This is a genomic window from Novosphingobium sp., from assembly GCF_036803765.1.
Lineage (GTDB): Bacteria > Pseudomonadota > Alphaproteobacteria > Sphingomonadales > Sphingomonadaceae > Novosphingobium.
Map to the genome: position 1 here is coordinate 49304 of NZ_DAIRTS010000001.1, position 25675 is coordinate 74978.

Consider the following 25675-nt stretch of genomic DNA (forward strand, 5'->3'; position numbering starts at 1 on the left):
TGGCCAAAGACCGGCGTTTGTGCGGCGTCAGGCGCTGGCGCTGGCGCTGCGCGGGGCGCCCGGGAGCGGCATGGGCACGGCCTCGCCCGTGTCGGGCGTGGTGACCTGGGTCACCAGCAGCCCTTCGCCGGCAAGGCCCGCGGCTACGTGGCGCGCGTCCTCGGGCTGGCCATAGAGATAGCCCTGGCCCCGGAACGAGCCGAGCTTGCGCAATTCGTCGAGAACCGCCGCCGTCTCGATCCCTTCGGCAATCAGCGGCAGCGCCAGCCCCTGGCCCAGCGACGTGATCGCAGAGATGATCGTGGCGCTGTCCTTGCAGCTGTCGAGCGAGGTCACGAAGCTGCGGTCGATCTTGATCGCGTCGAACGGCAACGTGCGCAGTTGCGCGATCGAACTGTATCCGGTGCCGAAATCGTCGAGGCTGACGCGGATGCCCTGGTTCTTAAGGCTCGCCACCATCGAGCGCACCATTGGCAGGTTCTCGTGCAGCGCGGTCTCGGTGATCTCCACTTCCAGCCGGTGCGGCGGGAAGTTCGCCTCGACCAGCATCTTGAGCAGGCGCTGGGCAAACCACGGGTCGCGCAGCTGCAACGGCGAGATATTGACCGAGAGCGAGAGCTCGGGCGCCCAGGTGCGCGCATCGGCCAATGCCTGCCGGATCAGGCTTTCCGACATCTCGGCGATCACGCCGATTTCCTCGGCCACCGGAATGAATACTTCCGGCGATACCAGGCCATGGCGCGGGGAATGCCAGCGGGCGAGCATTTCGAACCCTGTCAGGCGGCCGCTGTCGAGATCGATCTGCTTTTCATAAAACGGCACGAATTCGCCGCGGGCGAGGCCTTCGCGGATGCCGCTTTCGAGTTCGGCGCGGAATCGCAAGGCGCTTTCCATCGCCGGATCGAACCAGCAATGGCGGTCGCGACCATGGCTCTTGGCATGGTACATCGCCAGGTCCGCGTGATGCAGCAACTGTGCGGCGACCGCGCTGGCGTCCGCGCCGTGGGGGATCGCCGGTCCGTCGCTGCGCGCAACGCCGATCGAGGTGGAGATATCCACCGTGCAGCCGGCCAGGGCGATGGGTTCGGCGACCGCCTTGTTGATCCGGCGTGCCAGGGTCGCGATCGCACCGGGTTCGGCCGGGTCGAAGCGCAGCGCGCAGGTGAATTCGTCGCCGCCGATGCGGGCGATGACCGCATCGTGCGGCAGGACGGCGCGCAGCCGCATCGCCGTGGCGACGAGGACCGCGTCGCCGGTCTGGTGTCCGTGCAGGTCGTTGGCGCGCTTGAACTTGTCGAGGTCGAGCATCAGCAGCGCGACCGCCTCGTCGTGGCACCAGGCATCGGCGATGAGCGCCTCGATCGCGGGTTCCAGGCTGCGGCGATTGAGGCAACCGGTGAGCGGATCGGTATAAGCGAGCCGGCGCGCGGTCGCTTCGGCGCGGCGGCGGACTTCTACTTCGCCCGTCAGCTCGACGTAGCGGCGCCAGCCGAAGATGATCAGCGCGATGTTGAGCAGCAGCGCATTGGCAAGGACGACGTCGACGTTGCCCGTGCCGAACAGGAGGTAATCGACCGTGCGGGTGAGCACCGCCGACCCGGAACCGACGAACAGGATAATGGCTGCGGCAATGATGCCCAGCGCGACGACATCGCGATCGGCGCGCGGAAGGGCGGTATCCATCGCCTCATGGAATGCTGTGGCATTCGTCATTGCCGCCGTTTCGCTGGTCATCGCCTCATAGCCCGTTGTTTTTTGCGTTGCAGGCCTAGTCCATTGCAGGACATGCGAAAAACTACCTGTCGGGGTTGAAGGATCGGTTAACGCCCCGGCAAACAAACCAGAGCCGGGCCGCCCACCTCGGTATGGTTGCAATCGGCAGCGGGTGCGGGTAAGGGCTCGGTCCTGTCCAGGCTTTCAGCGGATTCGCGTCTGCAGGCAAGGACACAGGTTTTGTACGCCCCCGGAACAGGAAGGCGCACGCTGGTCGGCGAGGTTTCGCCCACCGGCGTTTTTCGCGTTCGGGGCCGGTGGTGTACGGTTTGGCAATGGAGCAGCGCGTGTTCGACAGTCTTTCCGATCGGCTTGGCGGCGTCTTCGACCGCCTGCGCGGTCGCGGCGCGCTTCAGGAAGAAGACGTCCGCGCCGCCATGCGCGAAGTGCGCATCGCCCTGCTCGAGGCCGACGTGGCCCTGCCGGTTGTGCGCCGCTTCGTCGACAAGGTGACCGAGGAAGCGGTCGGCCAGTCGGTGCTGAAGTCGGTCACGCCGGGCCAGCAGGTCGTCAAGATCGTCAACGATGCGCTGGTCGAGATGCTCGGCAGCGAGGCGGCGGACCTCGATCTCGCCGCGACCCCGCCGGTGGTCATCATGATGGTCGGCCTGCAGGGTTCGGGCAAGACCACCAGCACCGCCAAGATCGGCAAACTGATCAAGGAAAAGCGCGGCAAGAAGGTGCTGATGGCGTCGCTCGACGTCAATCGCCCGGCCGCGCAGGAACAGCTCAAGGTGCTGGGCGAACAGGCCGGCGTCGCCACGCTGCCGATCGTGCCGGGTCAGTCGCCGGTCGAGATCGCGACGCGTGCGGTCAATGCCGCCAAGCTCCAGGCCGTCGACGTCCTGCTGCTCGACACCGCCGGTCGCCTCCACGTCGACCAGGCGCTGATGGACGAGATGAAGGCGGTCGCCGCCGTCTCGACCCCGCGCGAGACGCTGCTGGTGGTCGACTCGCTGACCGGCCAGGACGCGGTCAACGTCGCGCAGTCGTTCGCCGGCGAAGTGGACCTGACCGGCGTGGTGCTGACCCGCATGGACGGCGATGCACGCGGCGGTGCGGCGCTGTCGATGCGCGCGGTCACCGGCAAGCCGATCAAGTTCGCCGCCACCGGTGAAAAGCTCGACGCGATCGAGACCTTCCAGCCCGAGCGCGTCGCCGGCCGCATCCTCGGCATGGGCGACATCGTCTCGATCGTCGAGAAGGCGGCCGCGACGATCAAGCAGGATGAGGCGGAAAAGCTCGCCTCGCGCATGGCCAAGGGCCAGTTCGACATGAACGACCTGCGCATGCAGCTGCAGCAGATGCAGCGCATGGGTGGTCTCGGTGCGCTGGCCGGGCTGATGCCGGGCATGAAGAAGGCCAAGCAGGCCATGGCCAGCTCGGGCATGGACGACAAGGTGCTGCTCCACATGGACGCGATCATCGGCTCGATGACCGCCAAGGAGCGCGCGAAGCCCGAACTGCTCAACGCCAAGCGCAAGATCCGCGTCGCCAAGGGTTCGGGCATGCAGGTGCAGGACGTCAACAAGCTTCTGAAGATGCATCAGGAAATGGCCAAGGCCATGAAGCAGATCAAGAAGATGGGCGGACTCAAGGGCCTGGGCGCGCTGTTCGGCAAGGGTGGCATGGGTGCCGCCATGCCGGGGCTGGACCAGCAGGCCGGGCCGGGTGGCCTTGGCGGCATGGGCGGTCTCGGTGGTCTGGGCGGGGGCGGATTGGGCGGTCTCCCGGGCCTTGGCAACGGCAAGCTGCCCGGCAACCTCGCCGACCTGCTCAAGAACAAGTAATCACATCGTATTTTGTTGAAAGGTAAGTAAATGTCTGTTTCCATGCGTCTGTCGCGCGGCGGTTCCAAGAAGCGCCCCTATTACAAGATCGTCGTCTCCAACAGCCGCGCTCCGCGTGACGGCAAGTACCTGGAGCAGGTCGGCACCTACAACCCGCTGCTCGCCAAGGACGCCGAAGACCGCGTGCGCCTGATCGAAGACCGCGTGCGCTACTGGATCGGCGTTGGCGCCCAGCCGACCGACCGCGTTGCCCGCCTGCTCGACAAGGCCGGCATCAAGGAGCGCGCTGCGACCAACAACCCGCAGAAGGCCGAGCCGGGCAAGAAGGCCAAGGAACGCGCCGAGGACAAGGCCGAGAAGGCTGCTGCCGCCGCTGCGGCTGCTGCCGAGGCTGCTGCGGCTCCCGCTGCCGAAGAAACCGCTGAAGCCTGAGGCTGACGCACCAGCATGACGCACGATCGCCCGGTTACCCTGGCCGCCATCGCCGGCGCACACGGCGTGACGGGCGAAGTGCGCCTCAAGCTGTTCGGTGAGGGTGTCGCCTCGTTGAAGCCCCACAAGGCGTTCAACGGCGGCACCCTGACCCTCGACAAGCTGCGTGACGACGGCAAGGGCGGCGCCATCGCCCGCTTTGCCGAAGTAACCACGCGCAACGCCGCCGAGGCCTTGCGCGGAACGGTCCTGACCGTCCCCCGCACGGCGCTGCCGCCGCTGGCGGATGGCGAATACTACTATGCCGACCTGATCGGCCTGCCCGCCCATTCCACCGACGGCACCATGCTGGGCACGTGCGTGGGCGTGGAGAACTTCGGCGCGGGTGACCTGCTCGACATCGAACGCCCCGACGGCAAGCGCTTCATGGTCCCGATGCGGGCCGAGGCTGTACCCGAGTGGGACGAGGTGCGCCTGCTGATTGACGCGTTGTACGCCGAGTAATATATACAGCTTGGATATACGGAGGTAGCCGTGACCGAGCAATTCACCGCCAAGAGCTTCATGTCAGGCAATTCGGTCGCTGTGCGGCTGCCAAAAGGGCTGGGCGTTGAGCCGGGTCTGGAATGGGCAGTCGAGCGCAAGGGTGATGACTTGATCCTCCAGGCGAAGGTCAAGGGTAAGCGCAAGTTCAACATCGACAAGGTGTGGGGCATTGCCTCGGGCATGGGGCTTCAGCTGCGCACAAGCGACGATCGCGTGTTTGAGCCCAGCCGGCGCGTATGGAATGATGGTCCAGAAGGTCCGGCGTGAAGTTCCTGCTCGACACCAATGTTATTATTGTTGCTTTGGAAGGACGCAGTGAGGTTTTGCGGGCAAGGATGGCTGAGTGCGAGGAAGGCGATCTGGCGACGTCAGCCATCGTTCATGCCGAAATCCTGCTGGGTTTTGAAGCCGGCAAGCCGCCACTGCGCGACATTCTGGCGGTTTTCTCGCAGGAAGTGCCGGTGCTGCCCTTCGATATGGCCGCTTCGGAAGCCTATGCCCGCATTCCGTTCCGGCGCGGCAGCTTCGACCGGCTCATCGCTGCGCATGCTTTGGCGCTCGATCTGATACTCGTGACCGACAATACTTCCGACTACGACGACGTGCCGGGCCTCAGGGTCGAGAACTGGGTGCGCTGACCCGGCCATTGCCAAGGCAGAGCCAACGCGGCAAGGCCCCTCCACCGGCCTGCGGCTGGTTGCCCTCCCCGTGCCGGGGAGGATCGAGCAGGACTTGATTGCATGACGTTCCACGCTGCCGTTCTCACCCTTTATCCCGAGATGTTTCCGGGGCCGTTGGGCGTCAGCCTGGCCGGACGGGCGCTGCGTGAGGGGAAGTGGACGCTCGATGCGGTGCAGATCCGCGACTTTGCCGCCGACAAGCATCGCACCGTCGACGATACGCCTGCGGGCGGCGGGGCGGGGATGGTGCTGCGCGTGGACGTGCTGGCGAACGCTATCGATCATGCCCGGGCGGTGATGGCGGAGAAGGTCGATGCCTCGGCCCCTCCGTCAGGCGCTGGCGCGCCTGCCACCTCCCCATGGCATGGGGAGGATCTGGATCCTCCCTGCCGTGAGGCGGGGAGGGGGACCGCCGGCGCAGCCGGTGGTGGAGGGGCTGCCGCCATCCCCGTCATCGCGATGACGCCGCGCGGCAAACCCCTGACCCAGGCCCGTGTGCGCGAGCTGGCGCAAGGCCCGGGCGTGATCGTCGTCTGCGGGCGATTCGAGGGGTTCGACGAGCGGATCTTCGCCGGCCGCGCGGTCGAGGAAGTTTCGGTCGGCGACATCGTCCTGTCGGGCGGCGAATGCGCCGCACTGATGCTGCTCGATGCTTGCATTCGCCTGCTGCCCGGCGTAATGGGCGCGGCTTCCAGTGGGCACGAAGAGTCGTTCGAGAACGGGCTGCTCGAGTACCCGCATTATACCCGACCCCAGGAATGGGAAGGGCGCACGATCCCTGAAGTGCTGCGATCGGGGGATCATGCGAAGATCGCGGAATGGCGCCAGCGCCAGTCCGAGGTCGATACTCGGTCACGCAGGCCGGACCTTTGGGAGCGCCACGTCGGCGCTCGGGACCAGTCTGCCTCTGGCGCGCGGCACGAAGTGCAGGACGTTTGACCATGAACCTGATTCAGCAGATCGAAGCTGAAGCCATCGCCGAATTCAAGGCGAAGAAGGAAATTCCGGATTTCCGCGCCGGTGACACCGTGCGCGTCGGCGTGCGCGTCGTCGAAGGCGAGCGCACCCGCGTCCAGGCCTACGAAGGCGTCGTAATCGCCCGCTCGAACCGTGGCCTCGGCTCGAACTTCACCGTTCGCAAGATCTCGTTCGGCGAAGGCGTGGAGCGCGTGTTCCCGCTCTACTCGCCCAACATCGACTCGATTACCGTCGTGCGCCGCGGTGTCGTGCGTCGTGCGAAGCTCTACTACCTGCGTGGTCGCACCGGTAAGAGCGCACGTATCGCCGAGCGCCGCGACGTTCGTCCCGCCCAGGAAGGCTGATAAGCCGCCGCCGCGACACGGATACAACCGTAAAGGGGCGTCCTGGCTTATGCAGCCAGGGCGCCCTTTTGCTTTTCGGGATGCCCCCCTTGCCATGCGTCTTCGTCCCCTGCTGCTTGCCACCGCGCTGCTTGGCGCGCCGATCGTCGTTCATGCCGCGCCTGCCAAACCGTTGCCGGCTGGTGCTGTGAAGACGGTGCCCGCTGCCGCCGGTGCGTTGACGCTGGAGCGCGTCTTCGCCAGCCCCTCGCTCAACGGGCCGAGCCCGCGTGGGGTGAAGTTGTCGCCCGATGGGCGCTACCTGACGCTGCTGCGCAACCGCACCGACGATCGCGAGCGGTTCGACCTGTGGGGCTTCGATCGCAAGACCGGCAAGTGGTCGATGCTCGTCGATTCGCTCAAGCTCTCGTCGGGCCGCGTGCTCAGCGAGGCGGAGAAGATGCAGCGCGAACGCCAGCGCATCGGCGACCTCAAGGGGATCGTCGCCTACGACTGGGCGAGCGACGGCAAGAGCGTGCTCGTGCCGCTCGACGGCGAGCTGCTGCTGGCGGGCCTCGATGGCACCGTGCGCAAGATCGCCGGCACGACCGGCGGCGAACTCAATCCGCGCCTTGGCCCCAAGGGCCAGCACATCGCCTTCGTACGCGATCGCCGGCTGTGGGTCGGCCCGGTTTCAGGGCAGGGCATGCCGGTCGCGATCAGCCCCGAGGAAAGCGCCGACACGGTGCACTGGGGCGAGGCCGAATTCGTCGCGCAGGAAGAGCTGGCGCGCATGACGGGCTTCTGGTGGGCGCCCGATGAAAAGCGCCTCGCGGTCGAACGCTTCGACGAAGCCAATGTCGGCGTCGTCACCCGCGCCGCGATCGGCGCAGACGGCACCAAGACCTTCGACCAGCGCTATCCGGCGGCCGGCGGCGCCAATGCCGATGTCTCGCTGTGGCTGATGGATGCCGATGGCGGGCATCGCGTGCCTGTAGATCTCGGACCTGACAAGGATATCTACCTCGGCCGCGTCGATTGGGCGCCCGACGGGAAGACCGTCTATGTCCAGCGCCTCGACCGTGCCCAGACCAGGCTCGACATGCTGGCCGTCGACCCGGCGACGGGCGCCGCGCGGGTGCTGTTCACCGAGACCGCGCACGAGAAGAGCTGGATCAACCTGTCGAGCAATTATCGCTTCCTCGATGACGGCAGCCTGATCTGGTGGTCCGAGCGCGACGGTTTCGGCCACCTCTATCGCTTCACGCCCGGCGCCAATGGCGGAACGTGGCAGCAGCTGACGCAAGGCCCGTGGGCGGTGACCGATCTGGTCGGTGTCGACCAGCAGGCCGGCCGCGTCTATTTCGCGGGCACCCGCGACGACGTGCTGGCGGGCCAGGTCTATGCCCTGTCGCTCAAGACGCCGGCCAAGGTCGAGCGGCTGACCGACCTTGCCTTCGCCAATAGCGCAAGCATGGACGGCAAGGGCCAGGCATTGATCGTGACGCGCAGCGGCGATGCGCAGCCGCCGCAGTCCTATCTCGCCGATGGAGCGGGCAAGCGGCTGGCATGGATCGAGGAAAACCGCCTCGATGCCGGCCATGCCTATGCGCCCTACCTCGCCGCGCATCGCCCCGCCACCTTCGGGACGATCCCGGCCGCCGACGGCACGCCGCTGCACTACATGATGATGACCCCGCCGATGGAGCCGGGCAAGCGCTACCCGGTCTTCACCTACCACTACGGCGGGCCGACCGCGAACGTGGTGCACAAGGGCTGGCAGGGCGCGCTGGCGCAGGCCATCGTCGCCAAAGGCTACATCTACTTCGCGCTCGACAACCGCGGCTCGGAAAACCGCGGCGTCGATTTCGCCTCGAAGATCTGGCACGCGATGGGCACGGTCGAGGTGGAAGACCAGCTGGCGGGCGCGCAGTGGCTCAAGCAGCAGCCCTTCGTCGATCCCGCGCGCGTCAGCATTTTCGGCTGGTCCTATGGCGGGTACATGACCGTCAAGATGCTGCAGGCGCATCCCGGCGTCTGGGCGGCGGGCATCGCGGTGGCGCCGGTCACCAAGTGGGAGCTTTACGATACCGCCTATACCGAGCGCTATCTCGGCAATCCCAAGGCCGTGCCCGAGGTCTACAAGGCCGCGGGCGCGCTGGAGAACAGCGCGAAGCTCAAGGATCCGCTGCTGCTGGTTCACGGCATGGCCGACGACAACGTGGTGTTCGAGAACAGCTCCGCGCTCATCGCCAAGATGCAGGGCGAGGCGGTGCCGTTCGAGATGATGCTTTACCCCGGCTATACCCACCGCATCAGCGGACCGAAGGTGAGCCAGCATCTCTACGAGACCATGTTCCGCTTCCTCGACCGCAACGGTGCGGGTACGGGCACGGCGACCGGCGGAAAATAACAAGTTCGCGGGGGCAAAGCCCCTTTCGCTTGGCTGGTCGGAACCAGCCGCTAAGGAGCGGGCGCGCGCAAGGCGTTCGCAGGGAGTGAGAGTTACCATGGGTTATCGGGTTGTAGTGGTGGGTGCCACCGGCAATGTCGGGCGCGAAATGCTCAACATCCTCGCCGAGCGCGAATTTCCGATCGACGAGATCGCCGTGCTGGCCTCGTCGCGCTCGCAGGGGTCTGAGATCGACTTCGGCGAAACCGGCAAGAAGCTGAAGGTCCAAAACGTCGAGCACTTCGACTTCACCGGCTGGGACATCGCGCTGTTCGCCGCCGGGTCGGGCCCGACCAAGATCTACGCCCCCAAGGCCGCCTCGCAGGGCTGTGTGGTGATCGACAACTCGTCGCTCTACCGCATGGACCCCGATGTTCCGCTGATCGTGCCCGAGGTGAACCCCGAGGCGATCGACGGCTACACCGCGCGCAATATCATCGCCAACCCCAACTGCTCGACCGCGCAGATGGTCGTGGCGCTCAAGCCGCTGCACGACAAGGCGAAGATCAAGCGCGTCGTCGTCGCGACCTACCAGTCGGTCTCGGGCGCCGGCAAGCAAGGCATGGACGAACTGTTCGAGCAGAGCCGCGCGATCTTCGTCGGCGACCAGGTCGAGCCCAAGAAGTTCACCAAGCAGATCGCCTTCAACGTCATCCCGCACATCGACAGCTTCCTCGACGACGGCTCGACCAAGGAAGAGTGGAAGATGGTCGCCGAGACCAAGAAGATCCTCGATCCCAAGATCAAGGTCACCGCGACCTGCGTGCGCGTGCCGGTGTTCATTGGCCACTCCGAGGCTCTCAACGTCGAGTTCGAGGACGAGATCTCGGCCACCGAGGCGCAGGACATCCTGCGCGAGGCGCCGGGTGTCATGCTCGTCGACAAGCGCGAGGACGCCGGATACGTGACGCCGATCGAATGCGTGGGCGACTACGCCACCTACGTCTCGCGCGTGCGCGAAGACCCGACGGTGGATTCAGGCCTCGCGCTGTGGTGCGTCTCGGACAACCTGCGCAAGGGCGCCGCGCTCAACGCGGTCCAGATCGCCGAACTGCTCGGCCGTCGCCACCTCAAGAAGGGCTGAGGCAAGCACGCCGCCCCTCGCGCGAGTGAGGGGCGGCGGTGTTTTCCGGCAGGTGCGTCACCCCGGGCATTGACCCGGGGTCCCGCTTCCGGGGCCAAAACCGCGTTCGATAGGTGTCGCCCAAAAGCTGGACCCCGGGTCCTCGCCCGGGGTGACGTGCATGGAGTCGGGCGCCTTATCGCGGCGTCGATGTCAGACGATCGCGCCATGCGGCCAGCCGGCTTATGGCCTCCTCAAGCATGGCTGCCGGCTTGCAATGGCACAGGCGCAGGATGTGGCGCGGGGCCGGCGGGCCTTCCCACAGCGCCGAGAGCGGGATCGTCGCGACGCCGGCCTCGTGCACCGCACGCTCGGCGAATGTCGCGTCATCCAGCGCGATGCCGCTGCGGGCAAGGTCGATGCAGGCGAACCACGTCGCCGCATTGGGCTGCACCGCGAAGCCATGGCGGGCAAGCCCGTCCAGCAGAACCTGCCGCGCGGCCGCCCAGTCGGCCACCAGCGCATCGATCGTCACATCCTGCGCCAGCCCCTCGGCCACGGCTGCCTGCAGCATGGGCGGGGTGGTGAAGGTCAGGAACTGGTGCGCCCGCGCGACGACCGCGGCCAGGGCCGGGGCGGCCAGCAGCCAGCCGACCTTCCACCCCGTCGCGCCAAAGATCTTGCCGGCCGAGCCGATCTTGATCGTCCGTTCCGCCATGCCCGGCTCGGCCATCAGCGGGCGGTGCGGCGCGCCATCGAAGCGGACGGTCTCCCAGACCTCGTCGCAGATCGCCACCAGATCCGCCTCCAAACACAGCTGCGCCAGGGCGGCGCGTTCCGCTGCCGTGGTCACGGTGCCGGTTGGGTTGAGCGGATCGTTGAGGATCAGCGCGCGCGTGCGCGGCGTGACGGCCTGGCGCAGCGCCTCAAGCGGCAAGGCCCAATCGGGCGGGGCGAGGGCCAGGAACACCGGCACGCCGCCCGCCCGGCGCACCAGCGGAGCATAGGCATCGTAGGCCGGCGCGAAGACCAGCACCTCATCGCCGGGTTGCACGACTGCAAGGATGGCCGCCGCCAGCGCTTCGGTCGCGCCCGAGGTCACGACGACATGGTCCGCCAAGACGGCCACGCCCTGCCGCCGCGCATAGAACCCGGCCACTGCCTCGCGCAGCACGGGCAGCCCGGCCATCGGCGGATATTGATGCGACACGCGATCCACCGCTTGCGTCAGCGCCTCGGTCAGCCACGCCGGCGGCGGACCATCGGGAAACCCTTGCCCCAGGTTGATCGCACCGGTCTGCCGGGCAAGCCCCGACATGCGCTCGAACACGGTGGTCGGCATGGCGGCATAGAGCGGGTTTAGCGAAGGCACGGTCATGCCGCGATCACTACCCGCGCCGACGGCAGGCGCAACCGTTGTGCCGCTCAAGCCGCCTTCTTCGCCGCCCGGCGTGCGATGGTCGACAGGCCCTTGGTCAGCTGGACCAGTCCGTTGAGGCGGCCTTGCGGATCGCCCCAGGCGCGCTGGATCACCAGCTTGTTGTCCGGGCGCAGCTTGGCGGTGCCCTTCAGGCGCTCGACATAGGCGATCAGGCCCATGGGGTCGGGGAAGTCGTCGTTGTGGAACGAGACCAGCACGCCCTTGGGGCCGACGTCGATCTTGGCGATGCGCGCCTCGATCGCCTGGCGCTTCACCTCGATCAGCTGGAGCAGGTTCTGTGTCGCCTGCGGCAGCGGGCCGAACCGGTCGATCATCTCGGCGGCCAGCGCCTCGACCGCGTCGGCGCCCTCGGCATCGTTCATGCGGCGATAAAGCGCCATGCGCACGGCAAGGTCGGGGACGTAGTCCTCGGGAATCATGATCGGTGCATCAAGCGTGATCTGCGGGCTCAATGCCTCGCGCTCGCGCGCCAGGCCGATGTCGCCGGCCTTGGCGGCGAGGATCGCATCCTCGAGCATCGACTGGTACAGCTCGAAGCCCACTTCCTTGACGTGGCCCGACTGTTCGTCGCCCAGCAGGTTGCCCGCGCCGCGAAGGTCGAGGTCGTGGCTGGCGAGCTGGAAGCCGGCGCCGAGCGAATCAAGGTCGCCCAGGACCTTGAGCCGCTTTTCCGCGACTTCGGTGAGTGCCTGATCCTCGGGGTAGGTGAGGTAGGCATAGGCGCGCAGCTTGCCGCGCCCGACGCGCCCGCGAAGCTGGTAAAGCTGGGCAAGGCCGAAGCGGTCGGCGCGGTGCAGGACGATGGTGTTGGCGCTGGGGATGTCGATCCCGCTTTCGACAATCGTGGTCGAGAGCAGCACCTCGTACTTCTTTTCGTAGAACGCGCTCATGCGGTCCTCGACCTCGGTCGGGCTCATCTGGCCATGCGCGGTGACGAAGCGGACCTCGGGCACGTTGAGGCGCAGCCAGTCCTCGACTTCGGCCATGTCGGCGATGCGCGGCACGACGATGAAGCTCTGCCCGCCGCGCTGGTGTTCGCGCAGCAGCGCCTCGCGCATTGTGACGTCGTCCCACGGCATGACATAGGTGCGCACCGCGAGGCGGTCGACGGGCGGGGTCTGGATCGTCGACAGCTCGCGCAGGCCCGACATCGCCATTTGCAGCGTGCGCGGGATCGGCGTGGCGGTGAGCGTCAGGACGTGGACGTCGGTCTTCAGCTCCTTGAGCTTTTCCTTGTGCGTCACGCCGAACCGCTGCTCCTCGTCGACGATGACGAGGCCGAGCCGCTTGAAATGCACCGACTTGGACAGCAGCGCGTGCGTGCCGATGACGATGTCGATCGTGCCCGCCTCGATCCCGGCGCGGGTCTCGCTTGCTTCCTTGGCCGGAACCAGGCGCGACAGGCGGCCGATCTGGATCGGGAAGCCCGAGAACCGTTCGACGAAGTTGCTGTAGTGCTGGCGCGCCAGCAGCGTGGTCGGCGCGATGACCGCCACCTGGTGGCCCGCCATCGCCGCGACGAAGGCCGCCCGCAGCGCGACCTCGGTCTTGCCGAAGCCGACGTCGCCGCAGACCAGCCGGTCCATCGGCTTGCCCTCGGCCATGTCGGACAGCACGTCGTCGATCGCGCGTTCCTGGTCCTCGGTCTCGTCCCACGGGAAGCGGTCGACGAAGGGGCCGTAGCTGGTCGGGTCGACCGCGAGCACGTCGGCCTGGCGCAGCGCACGCAGCGCGGCCGTCGCCATGAGTTGCCCGGCCATTTCCAGGATGCGCTCGCGCATCCGCGCCTTGCGGCGCTGCCAGCCTTCGCCGCCCAGCTTGTCGAGCGTGACGCCCTCGCTGTCGTTGCCATAGCGCGAGAGGACGTCGAGGTTTTCGACCGGGATATAGAGCTTGTCGCCGCCGGCGTAGGACAGCTGGACGCAGTCATGTGGGCTCTTGCCCACCGTGATCGCCTCGAGCCCCTCGTAGCGGCCGATGCCGTGGTCCATGTGGACGACCAGATCGCCAACCGACAGCGCGGACAGTTCGGCGAGGAAGGCGTCGGCATCCTTGCGCTTCTTCTTGCGGCGCACCAGGCGGTCGCCGAGAATGTCCTGCTCGGTCAGCAGCTCCAGCTCGGCATTGGCGAAGCCATGCTCGAGCGGAAGCACTACCGCGACCGGCCGGCCAGACGCGGCGAGACCCAGCGCTTCCTGCCAGGTGTCGGCCATGGCGGGCGCCTGCTTGCCGGCTTCGGCCAGCAACGAGGCAAGGCGCGAGCGCGAGCCGGGAGTATAGGCCGCGACGATCGGCTTGAGGCCGCGCGTGCCGAGCGCGGCGAGATGCTTGGCCGCCGCTTCGTAGATGTTGGCGCCCTGTGCGCGATCGGGTGCGAAGTCGCGGCTGCTGGTAAAGCCGAAGTCGAGCACCTGCGCGCTTTCCGGCTCGGCGAACAGCGTGGCGCGGTGAACCGGCCAGCCGGCGATGGCGCGGTCGAGTTCGTCTTGCGTCAGGTACAGCGCGTCGGCCTTTAGCGGGCGATAGGCGCCGGGCTGGCGCGCCGCGCTGTCGAGCCGGGCCTGGTGATAGTCGGCAATGTCGGCGAGGCGGCTTTCGGCGGCCTTGGCGGCGGCGGCATCGATCACCACCACATCGCCCTCGGCGAGATGGTCGAACAGCGTGACCATCCGCTCCTCGAACAGCGGCAGCCAATGTTCCATGCCTGCGAGGCGTCGGCCTTCGCTCACCGCCTGATAGAGCGGGTCACCGGTGGCGTTGGCGCCGAAGGTCTCGCGATAGCGGCTGCGGAAGCGCTTGATCGAGGTTTCGTCGAGCAGCGCCTCGCTCGCGGGCAGCAGCAGGTGTGTCTCGACCGGCTGGACCGAACGCTGCGTGCTGGGATCGAACAGGCGCAGCGTTTCCAGCTCGTCGCCAAAGAAATCGAGCCGCAGGCCATGGTCGAGGCCGGTGGGGTAGATGTCGAAGACCGAGCCGCGCACCGCGTATTCGCCGGCATCGACCACGGTGTCGGTGCGCAAATAGCCCTGGCGCTGGAGTAGGGCGATCAGGCTTTCGCGGCCGATCTCCACGCCGGGGCGCAGCAGGCGAGTCGATTCGCGGATGCGGAACGGGGTGAGCGTGCGCTGTAGCACGGCGTTGATCGTCGTGACCAGCAGCTGCGGCCGCGCGTCGCGCTTGTGTTGCAGCAGTTGCAGCGCCGCCATGCGCCGCGCGCTGATCGACAGCGCGGGCGAAGCGCGGTCGAAGGGCAGGCAGTCCCACGCCGGGAAGTCGATTACCTCGAGTTCGGGCGCGAAGAACGCCGCGCTTTCCACCAGCGCGCGCAGCGCCGTGTCGTCGGGCGCGATGAACACTGCGCGGCCCTGTGCCTTGGCCGCTGCCGCCGCGCGCGCGATGTCCGCCATGACCAGCGGCTGCGCCCCGCGCGCCACGCTGGCAAGGGTCAGGGGGCTGCGGGCAGAAAGGATGCGGGACAAGTCGGGCATGGGGGACAGGCGTTCCGGGGTGATCGGTGAGGTTTAGGGGAAGGTCGGCGTCAACGGGTTTGAAAAGCCACGGGAATGGGTTGGTTCCGGGTGGGATAAGCGTTTGGCATGGGGCTTCGACACGCTCAGCCCGAACGGATCCTTTGAGAAATCCAGCTCCACCCCCGTTCGCCCTGAGCCTGTCGAAGGGGCCAAGCGCGATCAGGCAAAAGGCGAGGCCGTACCCGCAGACCCATCAGCGCGGAATGTCGACGTAATCCAACTTGCGCATCCGCTCCATCAGCGGCCCCTGGTATTCGGCTGGGACCGACAGCGTGCCCAGCGCCCAGCCGAGAATGTCGACGTCTTCCTCGTCCATCAAGGCCTCGAACCATGCGGCCTCGGCCTCGCCCCATTGCGCGTGGAAGCGGTCGAAGTAGCAGCCGATCATGTAGTCGGCCTCGCGCGTTCCGCGATGCCAGGCGCGGAACTTCATCCGGCGCAGGCGGGCCTCGTCGAGCTGCGGGGCGGGCGCAGTGCCGGACGTGCTGCCGGATTCGGGCGTTTCGGGCGTGTCGGTCATGCGGCTGCGGGTAAGCCAGCTTGCCCCATGGCGCAACGGCCCCATGGTGATTATGGGAGTGCCGATGCGCCCCGATCTGCTCAATCCGCTGTTTGCCGAGGCCACCAGTCTCAAGGGCGTCGGCGCCGGGCTGGCGCGCCCGCTCGACAAGCTGGGCCTCACGCGGATTCGCGACTTTCTCTATCACCTGCCCGACCGCTTCGTGGAGCGGCGCGCGGTGCCGACGCTCGACGATGCGGCACTTGGCGAGCAGATCGTGATCGCGCTGACGGTGCGCGAGCATCGCCAGCCCGCCGGGCGCGGCCCGTTCCGCGTGCTGGCCGAGGACGCGGTCGGCAACATGGTGTCGATCACCTATTTCGGTCGCGCTGCCTATTCGGCAAAGAAGGCGCTGCCGGTGGGCGAGACGCGCTGGGTGGCGGGGCGCCTCGACCAGTACGGGCAGAGCTGGCAGATCGTTCACCCCGATCACGTCGCCGAAATGGGCGAGGCGACGCTGGGGCACCTGACCGAGCCGGTCTATCCGCTGTCGGAGGGGCTGACGCAGGGCCGCATCCAGGCGCTGGTGCAGCAGGCGCTGGCCCAGGCCCCGGCGCTGCCCGAATGGATCGAGCCAGGCCTCGTCGCGCGCGAGGAATGGCCCGAATGGCGCGAGGCGCTGGCCCGCGCGCACAAGGCGCAGGACAAGCGCGCGCGCGACCGCCTCGCCTATGACGAACTGTTCGCCAATGCCCTGGCGCTGATGCTGGTGCGCGCCGCCAACCGCGCACGCGCCGGCCAGGCGCTGCACGGCGACGGGCATCTGCGCGCCAAGCTCAACCTGCCGTTCCAGCTGACCGGTGCGCAAAGCCGCGCCATCGCCGAGGTCGAGGGCGACATGGCGCAAGGCTCGCCGATGCTGCGCCTGCTGCAGGGCGACGTCGGCTCGGGCAAGACGGCGGTGGCGCTCCACGCCATGCTGATCGCGGTCGAGGCGGGCGGGCAGGCGGCCCTGCTGGCGCCGACCGAAATCCTCGCGCGCCAGCATGCCGATACGCTGGCGAAGATGGCGCGCGGCACCGGTGTCGACATCGCCTTGCTGACCGGGCGCGACAAGGGCCGCGCGCGCGAGGCCCTGCTGATGAACCTGCTCGACGGCGGGATCGACATCCTCGTCGGCACGCACGCGATCTTCCAGGACAGCGTCGCCTATCGCAACCTCGCGCTGGTGGTGATCGACGAGCAGCACCGCTTCGGCGTGGGCCAGCGGCTGATGCTGACGCAAAAGGCGCGCCGCACCCCGCACTGCCTGGCGATGACCGCCACCCCGATCCCGCGCACGCTGACGCTGGCGCAATATGGGGAGATGGAAGTCTCGCGTCTGGATGAAATGCCGCCGGGGCGCCAGGCCATCGACACGCGCGTCGTGGCGCAGGAGCGGCTGGCCGACGTCGTCGATGGCATAGGCCGCCATATCGCCGCCGGGGCGCAGGCCTATTGGGTCTGCCCCATGGTGCGCGAGGCCGAGAACGAAGACCTCGCCGCGGCCGAGGCGCGCCACGCCATGCTGTCCGAACGCTTCGGCGATGGTGTGGTGATGGTCCATGGCCAGATGCGGCCCGAGGCCAAGGACGCCGCGATGGAACGCTTCGCGCGCGGCGAGGCCAAGCTGCTGGTGGCAACGACGGTGATCGAGGTTGGGGTCGACGTGCCCAATGCCACGCTCATGGTGATCGAACAGGCCGAACGCTTCGGCCTTGCCCAGCTTCACCAGCTGCGCGGCCGCGTCGGGCGGGGCAGCCAGAAATCGACCTGCCTGCTGTTGCGCGGGGACATGGTCAGCAAGGTCGGGCGCGAGCGGCTGGCGCTGATGCGCGAGACGCAGGACGGCTTCCTGCTGGCCGAGGAAGACCTGCGCCTGCGTGGCGGCGGCGAATTGCTCGGCACGCGCCAGTCGGGCGACACGCCGTTCCGCGTGGCCGACTTCGAGCAGATCGCCAATCTTCTGCCGATCGCGCACGACGACGCCCGGTTGCTGATGGAGCGCGACGGCGGACTGTCCTCGCCGCGCGGGGAGGCGGCGCGCGTGCTGCTTTATCTGTTCGAGCGCGACTGGGGGGTGCAACTGCTGCGCGGGGGATGAGGGGGCTTGCCCCTCCACCACCGGCTACGCCGGCAGTCCGCCTCTCCGCCTTCGGCAGGGAGGATCGTGGGGAACGATCCTCCCCACACCGTGGGGAGGGGGCAGGCGCGCCAGTGACTGACGGAGGGGCGAGGCGCAAAACGGCCCCGCAAACAACTCGGACTTATTCCCAACGAGACGCCACTGTGCCACAGCACGCCCGAACCATCCAGGGGCACACCGCCATGACCGAATGCACGCTGGCCATCGACTGGGGCACCACCAACCGGCGCGTCTTCGTGCTCGGGCCGGATGGCGCAGTTGCGCATGTCGAGCGCGACGGGCGCGGCGTGCTGGCGATCGAGGCGGGCGGTTTTGCCGCCGAGATCGACGCGATCCGTGCGCGGCTGGGGGATTGGCCGGTGATCGCGGCCGGCATGGTCGGCTCGCAGCGCGGCTGGGTGACGGTGCCTTACCTGCCGTGCCCGGCGGACACGGCTGCGTTGGCCGGCGCGGTCCATGCCATCGACGCGCGCACGGTCCTCGTGCCGGGCCTGTGCGATCCGCGCGGCGACGTGATGCGCGGAGAGGAAGTGCAGTTCCTCGGCGCGGTCGAGGCGGGTTTGGCGCCAGGGGATGCGCTGCTGTGCCAGCCGGGCACGCATTGCAAATGGGCGCGGATGGAGCGCGGCGCGGTTGCCGGGTTCTCCACGAGCATGACCGGCGAGATCTATGCCCTGCTGCGCCAGCACAGCCTGCTGGCCGAGTTCCTGGATGGCCCGGTCGCCGATGGCCCGGCATTCCGTGCCGGCGTGCGCGCCTCGGCCGAGGGCGCACTGCTGACCACGCTGTTCGGCGTGCGCGCCTCGGCGCTGCTCGGCCTGCGTGCGCCGGAAGACAGCGCGGCCTATTGCTCGGGCCTGCTGATCGGCAGCGACGTGCGCGGCGCGGGTGTCGGTGCTGGCACGGTGGTCCATCTGCTGGCCGATCCTGCGCTGGGCACGCTTTACGCCGCCGCCATTGCCGAATGCGGCGGGACGGCCCACCTCATCGACAGCCAGGCCGCGTTCGTGGCCGGCGTGACCCGCATCGGGAGATTGCTGCGTGACTGAAGGACCCAAGCCCGCCGAACTGCTTGCAACCGCGATGCACGCCTGCCCGCTCGTCGCGATCCTGCGCGGGGTGCGCCCTGACGAGATCGAGGCGATGGCCGATGTCATCATCGCGGCCGGCTTCACGATGATCGAGGTGCCGCTGAACTCCCCCGAGCCGCTCGAATCCATCCGCCGCATCGCGCATCGCTTTGGCAGCGACGTGCTGGTGGGGGCGGGCACGGTGCTCACGGTCGAGGACGTGGACGCGGTGGCCGAGGCCGGCGGGCGGCTGATCGTCTCGCCCAACGTCGATCCGGCGGTGATCGCGCATACTGCCGCCCGCGGGCTGGTTTCGCTGCCCGGCTATGCCACCCCGACCGAGGCCTTCGCCGCGCTCGCGGCCGGGGCGCATGGGCTCAAGCTGTTTCCGGCCGAGGCGGCCAGCCCCGCCGTGCTCAAGGCGCACCTCGCGGTGATCCCGCGCCATATCCCGATCCTCGCCGTCGGCGGCGTCACGCCCGAGAACCTGGGCGAATGGATGGCGGCGGGCGCAGCCGGCGGCGGGCTCGGCTCGGCGCTCTACAAGGCGGGGCGCAGCGTCGACGAGGTAGCCCAGGCGGCCAAGGCCTTCACCGCCGAACTGCGCCGCCTGCTGGGCTGAGGCCGCTCAGCGCAGCGTCAGGCCGTCCTCGCGATCGACTTCGAAGCCCGCTCGGTCGCTCGCGCGCGCAGGTGCCCAGGCGAGGCCGGGGGCAGCGGGGTCATTCCACTCCGCCGCATCCATGATGCGGCCATCGGGTGCGGTCCAGGTGCCATCCTCGGGGAAGCGCGCCATGGCGGATTGCCGGGCAGCTCGCGCTGCGGCGAGCGTCGCGACATGGTCTTCGAGGTCGCGGTCGCGGGTGGCCCAGTCGATCCAGCCGATCGCGTTGTCCTGGCAATAGGCGTTGTTGTTGCCCTGCTGCGTGCGGCCGAATTCGTCGCCTGCGGTCAGCATGATCGTGCCGGTCGAGGCGAACAGCGTGCCGAGCAATGCACGCTTTGCGGTGGCGCGGCGCGCCAGCACATCGGGATCGTCGCTCGGGCCCTCGACCCCGCAGTTCCACGAATGGTTGTCGTTGTGCCCGTCGCGATTGGCCTCGCCATTGGCCTCGTTGTGCTTGGCCGTGTAGCTGACCAGATCGGCCAGGGTGAAGCCATCGTGCGCGGCAATGAAGTTCACGCTGCGGCAGTCGCGAGCCGCACAGGGGCCGAACACATCGGCCGACCCCGCCAGCCGCGTCGCCAGCACAGCGGCCGTGCCCTGCTCGCCCCAGAAGCGGCGGGCATCATCGCGGAACAGGTCGTTCCATTCGAGCCAGCCCTCGGGAAACTCCCCCAGCCGATAGCCGCCGGGGCCGATGTCCCAGGGTTCGGCGATCATCACGCGGTCGGCCAGCCAGGGATCGGCGGCGATTTCGGCGAAGATCGGCGCATCGGCCGCATAGTCCGGCCCGCGCGCCAGCACGGGGGCGAGGTCGAAGCGGAAGCCGTCGACGCCCGCATGGCGCACGAAGTGACGCAGCGTGTCGAGCGTCAGCGCACGCACCGAGGCTTGCGCGAAATCGAGGGTGTTGCCGCAGCCGGTGTGGTTGACCAGCCGGCCTTCGGGGGTGTGCGCGTACGCCGCATTGTCCAGTCCACGCAGTGAGACGATCGGGCCGATCTCCTCGCTCTCGCCGGTGTGGTTGAACACGAGGTCGAGCAGCGTGCCGATGCCGTGGCGGCGCAGCGTGGCGACCGTTTCGAGCAGTTCGGCCATGCCGCCGGGGCACAGGCCGGGATCGAGCGCCATGAACGCGACCGGGTTGTATCCCCAGGCGTTGGTGAGGCCGAGCGGGGGCAGGTGGCGTTCGTCGAGCCAGGCGACGATCGGCATCAATTCTACCGCCGCGACATGCAGTTTCTTGAGGTGGGCGAGCACGGCGGGATGCGCCAGCGCCGCCACGGTGCCGCGCTGCGCCTCGGGGACATCGGGGTGCAGCAGCGTGAATGCGCGGACATTGACCTCGTAGATCAGCCCGCCAGCGGTGAAGACCGGCGGCTGCTGCGGCACCTCGGGCAAGGGCGCAGGCACGATCGCGCGGGGGACGAGGGCGGCGGTGTCCGCCCCGTAGATCGCCAGCGCGGGGTCGAAGGCGAAGCGGCGATCGAGCTCGACCGCGCGCGGATCGACCAGCAGCTTGGCCGGATCGAACCACAGGCCCTCGTCCGGCGCCCAGCGCCCGTCAGCGCGATAGCCGTAAGCCACGCCGGCATGGTCGCCCGGCAGGGTCAGGACCCAGTCGTCGCCCTCGCGCGCCATGGCGTGGCGGGTCTCGGTCTCGCCCGCGAACAGGCAGAGCCACAGTGCTTCGGCCCGTGGCGACCGGACCCGCCAGGTATGCGCCATCAGGTGACGACGTCGGGCGCGGTGCGGCCGGTGTGGCGCGCAATGCCGGCAATGGCGTCCGCCGCGGCGATGAGGTCGGCCAGCATGTCGGGCGTCTCGCGATCGAGATAGCCGTCGGCCGGCTCGTAACGCTCCAGATAGACGCGCAGCGTCGCGCCTTCGGTGCCGGTGCCCGAGAGGCGGAACACGATGCGCGAGCCGCCTTCGAACAGCACGCGCAGGCCCTGGTTCGAACTGGTCGAGCCATCGACGGGATCGAGATACGAGAAACTGTCGGCCTCGGCGACGGTCAGCGGGCCGAAGTCCTTGCCCGGAAGCGTGGCGAGCGCGGCCTTGAGTTCGGCCATCAGCGCGTCGGCCTTGTCGGTCGGGAGGCCCTCGTAGTCGTGGCGCGCATAGTAGTTGCGGCCGTACTTGGCCCAGTGTTCGCGCGCGAGCGCATCGACGCTGATCTTGCGCACCGCGAGGATGTTGAGCCACAGCAGCACGGCCCACAACCCGTCCTTCTCGCGCACGTGGTCCGATCCGGTCCCGGCGCTTTCCTCGCCGCAGATCGTGACCTTGCCGGCATCGAGCAAGTTGCCGAAGAACTTCCAGCCGGTCGGGGTCTCGAACGCGGGCACGCCCAGCGCCTCGGCGACGCGGTCCGCAGCGGCGCTGGTGGGCATCGAACGGGCGATGCCGGCCAAGCCCTTGGCATAACCGGGCGCGAGGTGCGCGTTGGCGGCGAGCATGGCGAGGCTGTCGGAGGGGGTGACGAAGCGGTGCTTGCCCACGATCAGGTTGCGATCGCCGTCACCATCGGATGCAGCGCCGAAGTCGGGCGCATCGTCGCCGAACATGGTGTCGAACAGCGCCTTGGCGTGAACCATGTTAGGATCGGGGTGGTGGCCGCCGAAGTCCTCGAGCGGCACGCCGTTGCGTACCGTGCCGACGGCAAAGCCCAGGCGCTTTTCGAGGATCTCGACGGCATAGGGGCCCGTGACCGCATGCATGGCGTCGAACGCCATCGTGAAGCCGCCTGCCACCGCTGCACGGATCGCGGCAAAATCGAACAGCCGCTCCATCAGGTCGGCGTAGTCGGCCACCGGGTCGATCACCGAGACCTGGCATCCGCCGACATCGACGCTGCCGCAGGTGTCGAGGTCGATGTCGGGGGCGTCCACGGCCATCCAGCGGTCGATGGTCTGCGTGCGGGCATAGATCGCCTCGGTCACGCCCTCGGGCGCGGGGCCGCCGTTGGCGATGTTGTACTTGATGCCGAAGTCCTCGTCCGGCCCGCCGGGGTTGTGGCTGGCCGACAGGATCAGGCCGCCGCTCGCCTTGTACTGGCGGATCACGTTGCTGGCGGCCGGCGTCGAGAGAATGCCGCCCTGGCCGACCAGCACTTGGGCATAGCCATTCGCGGCAGCCATGCGGATCGCCTGCTGGATCACGGTGCGGTTGTGGTAGCGGCCGTCACCGCCGATCACCAGCGTGCTGCCGGCGGGGCGCTCGACCACGTCGAACACCGCCTGGATGAAGTTCTCGGTGTAGTTCGGCTGCTCGAATACGCGAACCTTCTTGCGCAGGCCCGAGGTACCCGGCTTCTGTCCCGCAAATGGCGTGCTGCTGTGCGTCGTCGTCATTCTGCCCCCGCAAGTTGCCGATAGAGCGCAGCATAGGCCTGGCCGCTGCGTTTCCACGAAAAGTCCGTCTTCATGCCCGTGCGCTGCATCTGCGTCCAGGTATCGCGCTGATGGTAAAGATTTATCGTCCGGGTTATCGCATCTGCGAAAGACGGATAAGTGACGCCCGCAAACTGGATGCCGGTGGCGGCCCCCGCCTGGATCGCGGCGAGGTTGGCATCGACCACGGTGTCGGCCAGCCCGCCGGTATGCGCGACCAGCGGAACACAGCCATAGGCCAGGCCGTAGAGCTGGGTCAGCCCGCACGGCTCGAACCGGCTGGGCACCAGGATCACGTCGCCGCCGCCCTGCAGCCGGTGCGACAACGCCTCGTCATAGCCGATGCGCAGGGCAACCTTGCCGGGGTGGCGTGCGGCGGCCGCATGAAGGCCCGCCTCCATCGCCGGATCGCCGGCGCCGAGCAGCGCCAGCCGCCCGCCGAGACCGACCATGTGGTCGATCACCTCGAGCAGGACGTCGATACCCTTCTGCCAGGTCAGGCGCGAGATGCACACGAACAGCGGGCCATCGCTCTGGTCGAGATGGAACTCGCGTTCCAGCGCGCGCTTGTTGGCGCTGCGCCGCGCGATCGAGCGCCACGAATAGCGCTGGAGCAGGTGCTTGTCGGTCTCGGGGTTCCACACCGCCGGGTCGATGCCGTTGACGATGCCGGTCACGCGGTCGCCGCGGCTGTCGATCAGCCCTTCGAGGCCCATGCCGAACGCCGGCTGGCGGATCTCGCGCGCATAAGTCGGGCTGACCGTGGTGATCGCGCTCGCGCTTTCAAGGCCTGCCTTCAGGAAGCCCACGCCGCCGTGATATTCGACGCCGTCGTAAGTCCAGGCCCACGAGGGCAACTCGAGCAGAGCGAAGATGTCGGAGCCGTAATAGCCCTGGAAGGCCATGTTGTGGATCGTCATCACCGTGGGCACGGGCGTGCCGGCGGGGGCGAAGCGGATGTAGGCCAGCGCCATCGCCGCCTGCCAGTCGTGCGCGTGGGCCAGGTCGAAGGTGAGGCCCTTGACCGCGCCGCCTGCGACGTCGGCCGCCGCTCGCCCGAAGGCGGCGAAACGGCGCCAGTTGTCGGACCAGTCGCGCCCGGCCATGTCGGCATAGGGGCCGCCCTCGCGCTGGAACAGCGCCGGGCAATCGAGCACCAGCAGCGGGTGCGTGCCGAGCTTGCCCTGCAGCAGCCGTGCCGGCTCGCCCAGCAGGCTTTCCCACTGGTGCAGCGGCTTGGTGCGGCCCAGCGCCTTGAGCACGGCAGGATAGCCCGGCAGCATCGTCGTCATCGCGACGCCGTGCGGCGCCACCGCATCGGGCAGCGCGCCCGCCACGTCGGCCAGGCCGCCAGTCTTGATCAGCGGCACGGCTTCCGATGCGATCGACAATACGCGCAAGGTCATGGTCGTCTCCTGCCGGGTGAGGGCGGTGATGTCAAAGCGGGGGTGAGTGCTTGGGCTCCACCACCCCCCGACCCCATCCCCTGAAGAGGAGGGGGAGTATCACGTAAAGCCCCCTCCTCTTTAGAGGAGGGGGTTGGGGGTGGTGGCAGCCTTACGCCAAGACGCGTCACCCCAGCTTGTCGATCATGGCCTTGGTGATGAGGCACACCCCGCTGTCGGTGCGGCGGAAGCGCTGCGCGTCGTATTCCGGGTCCTCGCCCACGATCATGCCTTCGGGAATGCGCACGCCCGAATCGAGGATCACCCGCTTGAGCCGCGCACCGCGCCCGATATTGCAGTAAGGCAGGATCACGCCTTCCTCGACCCGCGCGTAGGAGCCCATCTTGACGCCGGTGAACAGCAGGCTGCGCTTGGCGAGCGCGCCCGAGACGATGCAGTCCTGGCTGATCAGCGACGAAATCGCCGTGCCGCGCCGGCCTTCCTCGTCGTGCACGAACTTGGCCGGTGCGGCGACGATCTGATCGGTCCAGATTGGCCATTCGCGGTCGTACATGTTGAGCGCGGGGACGGTGTCGGTCAGGTCGAGGTTGGCATCGAAATAGGCATCGAGCGTGCCCACGTCGCGCCAGTATTCGCCGATTTCCTCGGCTGCGCGGATGCAGCTGTCGGTGAACCTGTGCGCCACCGCCTTGCCGTGTTTGACGATGTAGGGGATGATGTCGCCGCCGAAATCGCGGTTCGAGCCGGGCGTGACCGCATCGCGGCGCAGCTGGTCGAACAGGAACTGCGTCTCGAATACGTAGATGCCCATCGAGGCCAGCGCATGGTCGGGGTCGCCGGGGATCGTCGGCGGATCGGCCGGCTTCTCGACGAAGCTGGTGATGACGCTGTTCTCGTCCACGCCCATGACGCCAAAGCCCGTGGCCTCAGCCTTGGGGACGACGAGGCAGCCCACCGTCACGTCGGCGCCCGAGTTGACGTGCTGCTGCAGCATTAACTCGTAGTCCATCTTGTAGATGTGGTCGCCCGCGAGGATGACCATGTGGCGCGGCGCATGCGCCTGGATGATGTCGATGTTCTGGTACACCGCATCGGCCGTGCCCTCATACCACAGCAGCTCGGAAATGCGCTGCGAGGCGGGAAGGATGTCGAAGCTCTCGTTGCGTTCGGGGCGCATGAAGTTCCATGCGCGGTTCATGTGGCGGATCAGCGAATGCGCCTTGTACTGCGTGGCGACGCCGATGCGGCGGATGCCCGAGTTGATCGCGTTCGACAGCGCGAAGTCGATGATCCGGCTGACCCCGCCGAAATAGACCGCCGGCTTGGCGCGGTTGTCGGTCAACTCCTTCAACCGGCTGCCACGCCCGCCGGCCAGCACATAGGCCATGGCATCGCGGGCCAGGGGTTGCCCATATGTAGCGCGCATCATTCTCTCCTGACCTTTTCGT

General features: G+C 67.9%; 20 protein-coding genes. 12 read left to right on the forward strand and 8 right to left on the reverse strand.

The annotated features are described in order from the left end of the window. Positions 1–27: 27 nt before the first annotated feature. On the reverse strand, positions 28–1683 hold the full coding sequence (locus tag V7Q48_RS00265; protein WP_333835582.1) for a putative bifunctional diguanylate cyclase/phosphodiesterase: 1656 nt from the start codon (positions 1681–1683) through the stop codon (positions 28–30). 377 nt (positions 1684–2060) lie between these two features. Between V7Q48_RS00265 and ffh the strand changes: the two genes are divergently transcribed. The 9 genes from ffh to V7Q48_RS00310 all read left to right on the forward strand — a co-directional run bounded on the left by ffh (position 2061) and on the right by V7Q48_RS00310 (position 10058). After that, complete coding sequence (gene ffh, locus V7Q48_RS00270; RefSeq protein ID WP_333835744.1) at positions 2061–3563, forward strand: signal recognition particle protein; 1503 nt, start codon at positions 2061–2063, stop codon at positions 3561–3563. A gap of 30 nt (positions 3564–3593) precedes the next feature. Then, complete coding sequence (gene rpsP / locus V7Q48_RS00275; RefSeq protein ID WP_333835583.1) at positions 3594–3995, forward strand: 30S ribosomal protein S16; 402 nt, start codon at positions 3594–3596, stop codon at positions 3993–3995. 15 nt (positions 3996–4010) lie between these two features. Beyond that, entirely contained in the window at positions 4011–4499 is a 489-nt protein-coding gene (rimM, locus tag V7Q48_RS00280; RefSeq protein WP_333835584.1) for a ribosome maturation factor RimM, read from the forward strand. A gap of 30 nt (positions 4500–4529) precedes the next feature. Then, positions 4530–4808, forward strand: a complete 279-nt coding sequence (locus tag V7Q48_RS00285) for a hypothetical protein (RefSeq protein ID WP_333835585.1) — start codon at positions 4530–4532, stop codon at positions 4806–4808. Further along, the gene (locus V7Q48_RS00290; protein WP_333835586.1) at positions 4805–5179 is read left to right on the forward strand and encodes a type II toxin-antitoxin system VapC family toxin; all 375 of its coding nucleotides are present in this window, start codon (positions 4805–4807) and stop codon (positions 5177–5179) included. The genes V7Q48_RS00285 and V7Q48_RS00290 overlap by 4 nt, the downstream gene beginning before the upstream one ends. A 102-nt stretch (positions 5180–5281) precedes the next feature. Then, positions 5282–6160, forward strand: coding sequence for a tRNA (guanosine(37)-N1)-methyltransferase TrmD (gene trmD / locus V7Q48_RS00295; RefSeq protein WP_333835587.1), 879 nt, complete (start codon positions 5282–5284; stop codon positions 6158–6160). 2 nt (positions 6161–6162) lie between these two features. Next, entirely contained in the window at positions 6163–6543 is a 381-nt protein-coding gene (rplS, locus tag V7Q48_RS00300) for a 50S ribosomal protein L19 (RefSeq protein ID WP_333835588.1), read from the forward strand. 94 nt (positions 6544–6637) lie between these two features. Continuing rightward, positions 6638–8935: a S9 family peptidase gene (locus V7Q48_RS00305; RefSeq protein ID WP_333835589.1), complete on the forward strand. Its 2298-nt coding sequence runs from the start codon at positions 6638–6640 to the stop codon at positions 8933–8935. Between the two features lie 97 nt (positions 8936–9032). Further along, the gene (locus V7Q48_RS00310) at positions 9033–10058 is read left to right on the forward strand and encodes an aspartate-semialdehyde dehydrogenase (RefSeq protein WP_333835590.1); all 1026 of its coding nucleotides are present in this window, start codon (positions 9033–9035) and stop codon (positions 10056–10058) included. A 175-nt stretch (positions 10059–10233) separates the two neighbouring features. Here the strand turns inward: V7Q48_RS00310 and V7Q48_RS00315 are convergent, their stop codons facing one another. From V7Q48_RS00315 to V7Q48_RS00325, 3 genes are all read right to left on the reverse strand, one after another. Then, positions 10234–11415 (reverse strand): aminotransferase, encoded by a 1182-nt coding sequence (locus tag V7Q48_RS00315; RefSeq protein ID WP_333835591.1) that lies wholly within the window; start codon positions 11413–11415, stop codon positions 10234–10236. 47 nt (positions 11416–11462) lie between these two features. After that, on the reverse strand, positions 11463–14966 hold the full coding sequence (gene mfd / locus V7Q48_RS00320) for a transcription-repair coupling factor (RefSeq protein WP_333835592.1): 3504 nt from the start codon (positions 14964–14966) through the stop codon (positions 11463–11465). A gap of 235 nt (positions 14967–15201) precedes the next feature. Further along, positions 15202–15441 carry an FAD assembly factor SdhE gene (locus tag V7Q48_RS00325; protein WP_333835745.1) on the reverse strand — a complete coding sequence of 80 codons (240 nt, stop codon included), beginning with the start codon at positions 15439–15441 and terminating at the stop codon, positions 15202–15204. A 151-nt stretch (positions 15442–15592) separates the two neighbouring features. Between V7Q48_RS00325 and recG the strand changes: the two genes are divergently transcribed. The 3 genes from recG (at position 15593) to V7Q48_RS00340 (ending at position 19384) form a co-directional block, all read left to right on the forward strand. Next, positions 15593–17650: an ATP-dependent DNA helicase RecG gene (gene recG / locus V7Q48_RS00330; protein ID WP_333835746.1), complete on the forward strand. Its 2058-nt coding sequence runs from the start codon at positions 15593–15595 to the stop codon at positions 17648–17650. 224 nt (positions 17651–17874) lie between these two features. After that, the gene (locus V7Q48_RS00335; RefSeq protein ID WP_333835593.1) at positions 17875–18741 is read left to right on the forward strand and encodes a 2-dehydro-3-deoxygalactonokinase; all 867 of its coding nucleotides are present in this window, start codon (positions 17875–17877) and stop codon (positions 18739–18741) included. A gap of 34 nt (positions 18742–18775) precedes the next feature. After that, positions 18776–19384, forward strand: coding sequence for a 2-dehydro-3-deoxy-6-phosphogalactonate aldolase (locus tag V7Q48_RS00340; protein WP_333835747.1), 609 nt, complete (start codon positions 18776–18778; stop codon positions 19382–19384). 6 nt (positions 19385–19390) lie between these two features. Here V7Q48_RS00340 and glgX read toward each other — a convergent pair whose 3' ends face one another. The 4 genes from glgX to glgC all read right to left on the reverse strand — a co-directional run bounded on the left by glgX (position 19391) and on the right by glgC (position 25653). Continuing rightward, a complete protein-coding gene (glgX, locus tag V7Q48_RS00345) occupies positions 19391–21154 on the reverse strand; it encodes a glycogen debranching protein GlgX (RefSeq protein ID WP_333835594.1) in 1764 nt (587 codons plus the stop codon). Further along, positions 21154–22782 carry an alpha-D-glucose phosphate-specific phosphoglucomutase gene (locus tag V7Q48_RS00350; RefSeq protein WP_333835595.1) on the reverse strand — a complete coding sequence of 543 codons (1629 nt, stop codon included), beginning with the start codon at positions 22780–22782 and terminating at the stop codon, positions 21154–21156. The genes glgX and V7Q48_RS00350 overlap by 1 nt, the downstream gene beginning before the upstream one ends. Next, a complete protein-coding gene (gene glgA, locus V7Q48_RS00355; RefSeq protein ID WP_333835596.1) occupies positions 22779–24227 on the reverse strand; it encodes a glycogen synthase GlgA in 1449 nt (482 codons plus the stop codon). Before glgA ends, V7Q48_RS00350 begins: the two co-directional genes overlap by 4 nt. A gap of 166 nt (positions 24228–24393) precedes the next feature. After that, a complete protein-coding gene (gene glgC / locus V7Q48_RS00360) occupies positions 24394–25653 on the reverse strand; it encodes a glucose-1-phosphate adenylyltransferase (protein ID WP_333835748.1) in 1260 nt (419 codons plus the stop codon). Positions 25654–25675 lie beyond the last annotated feature (22 nt).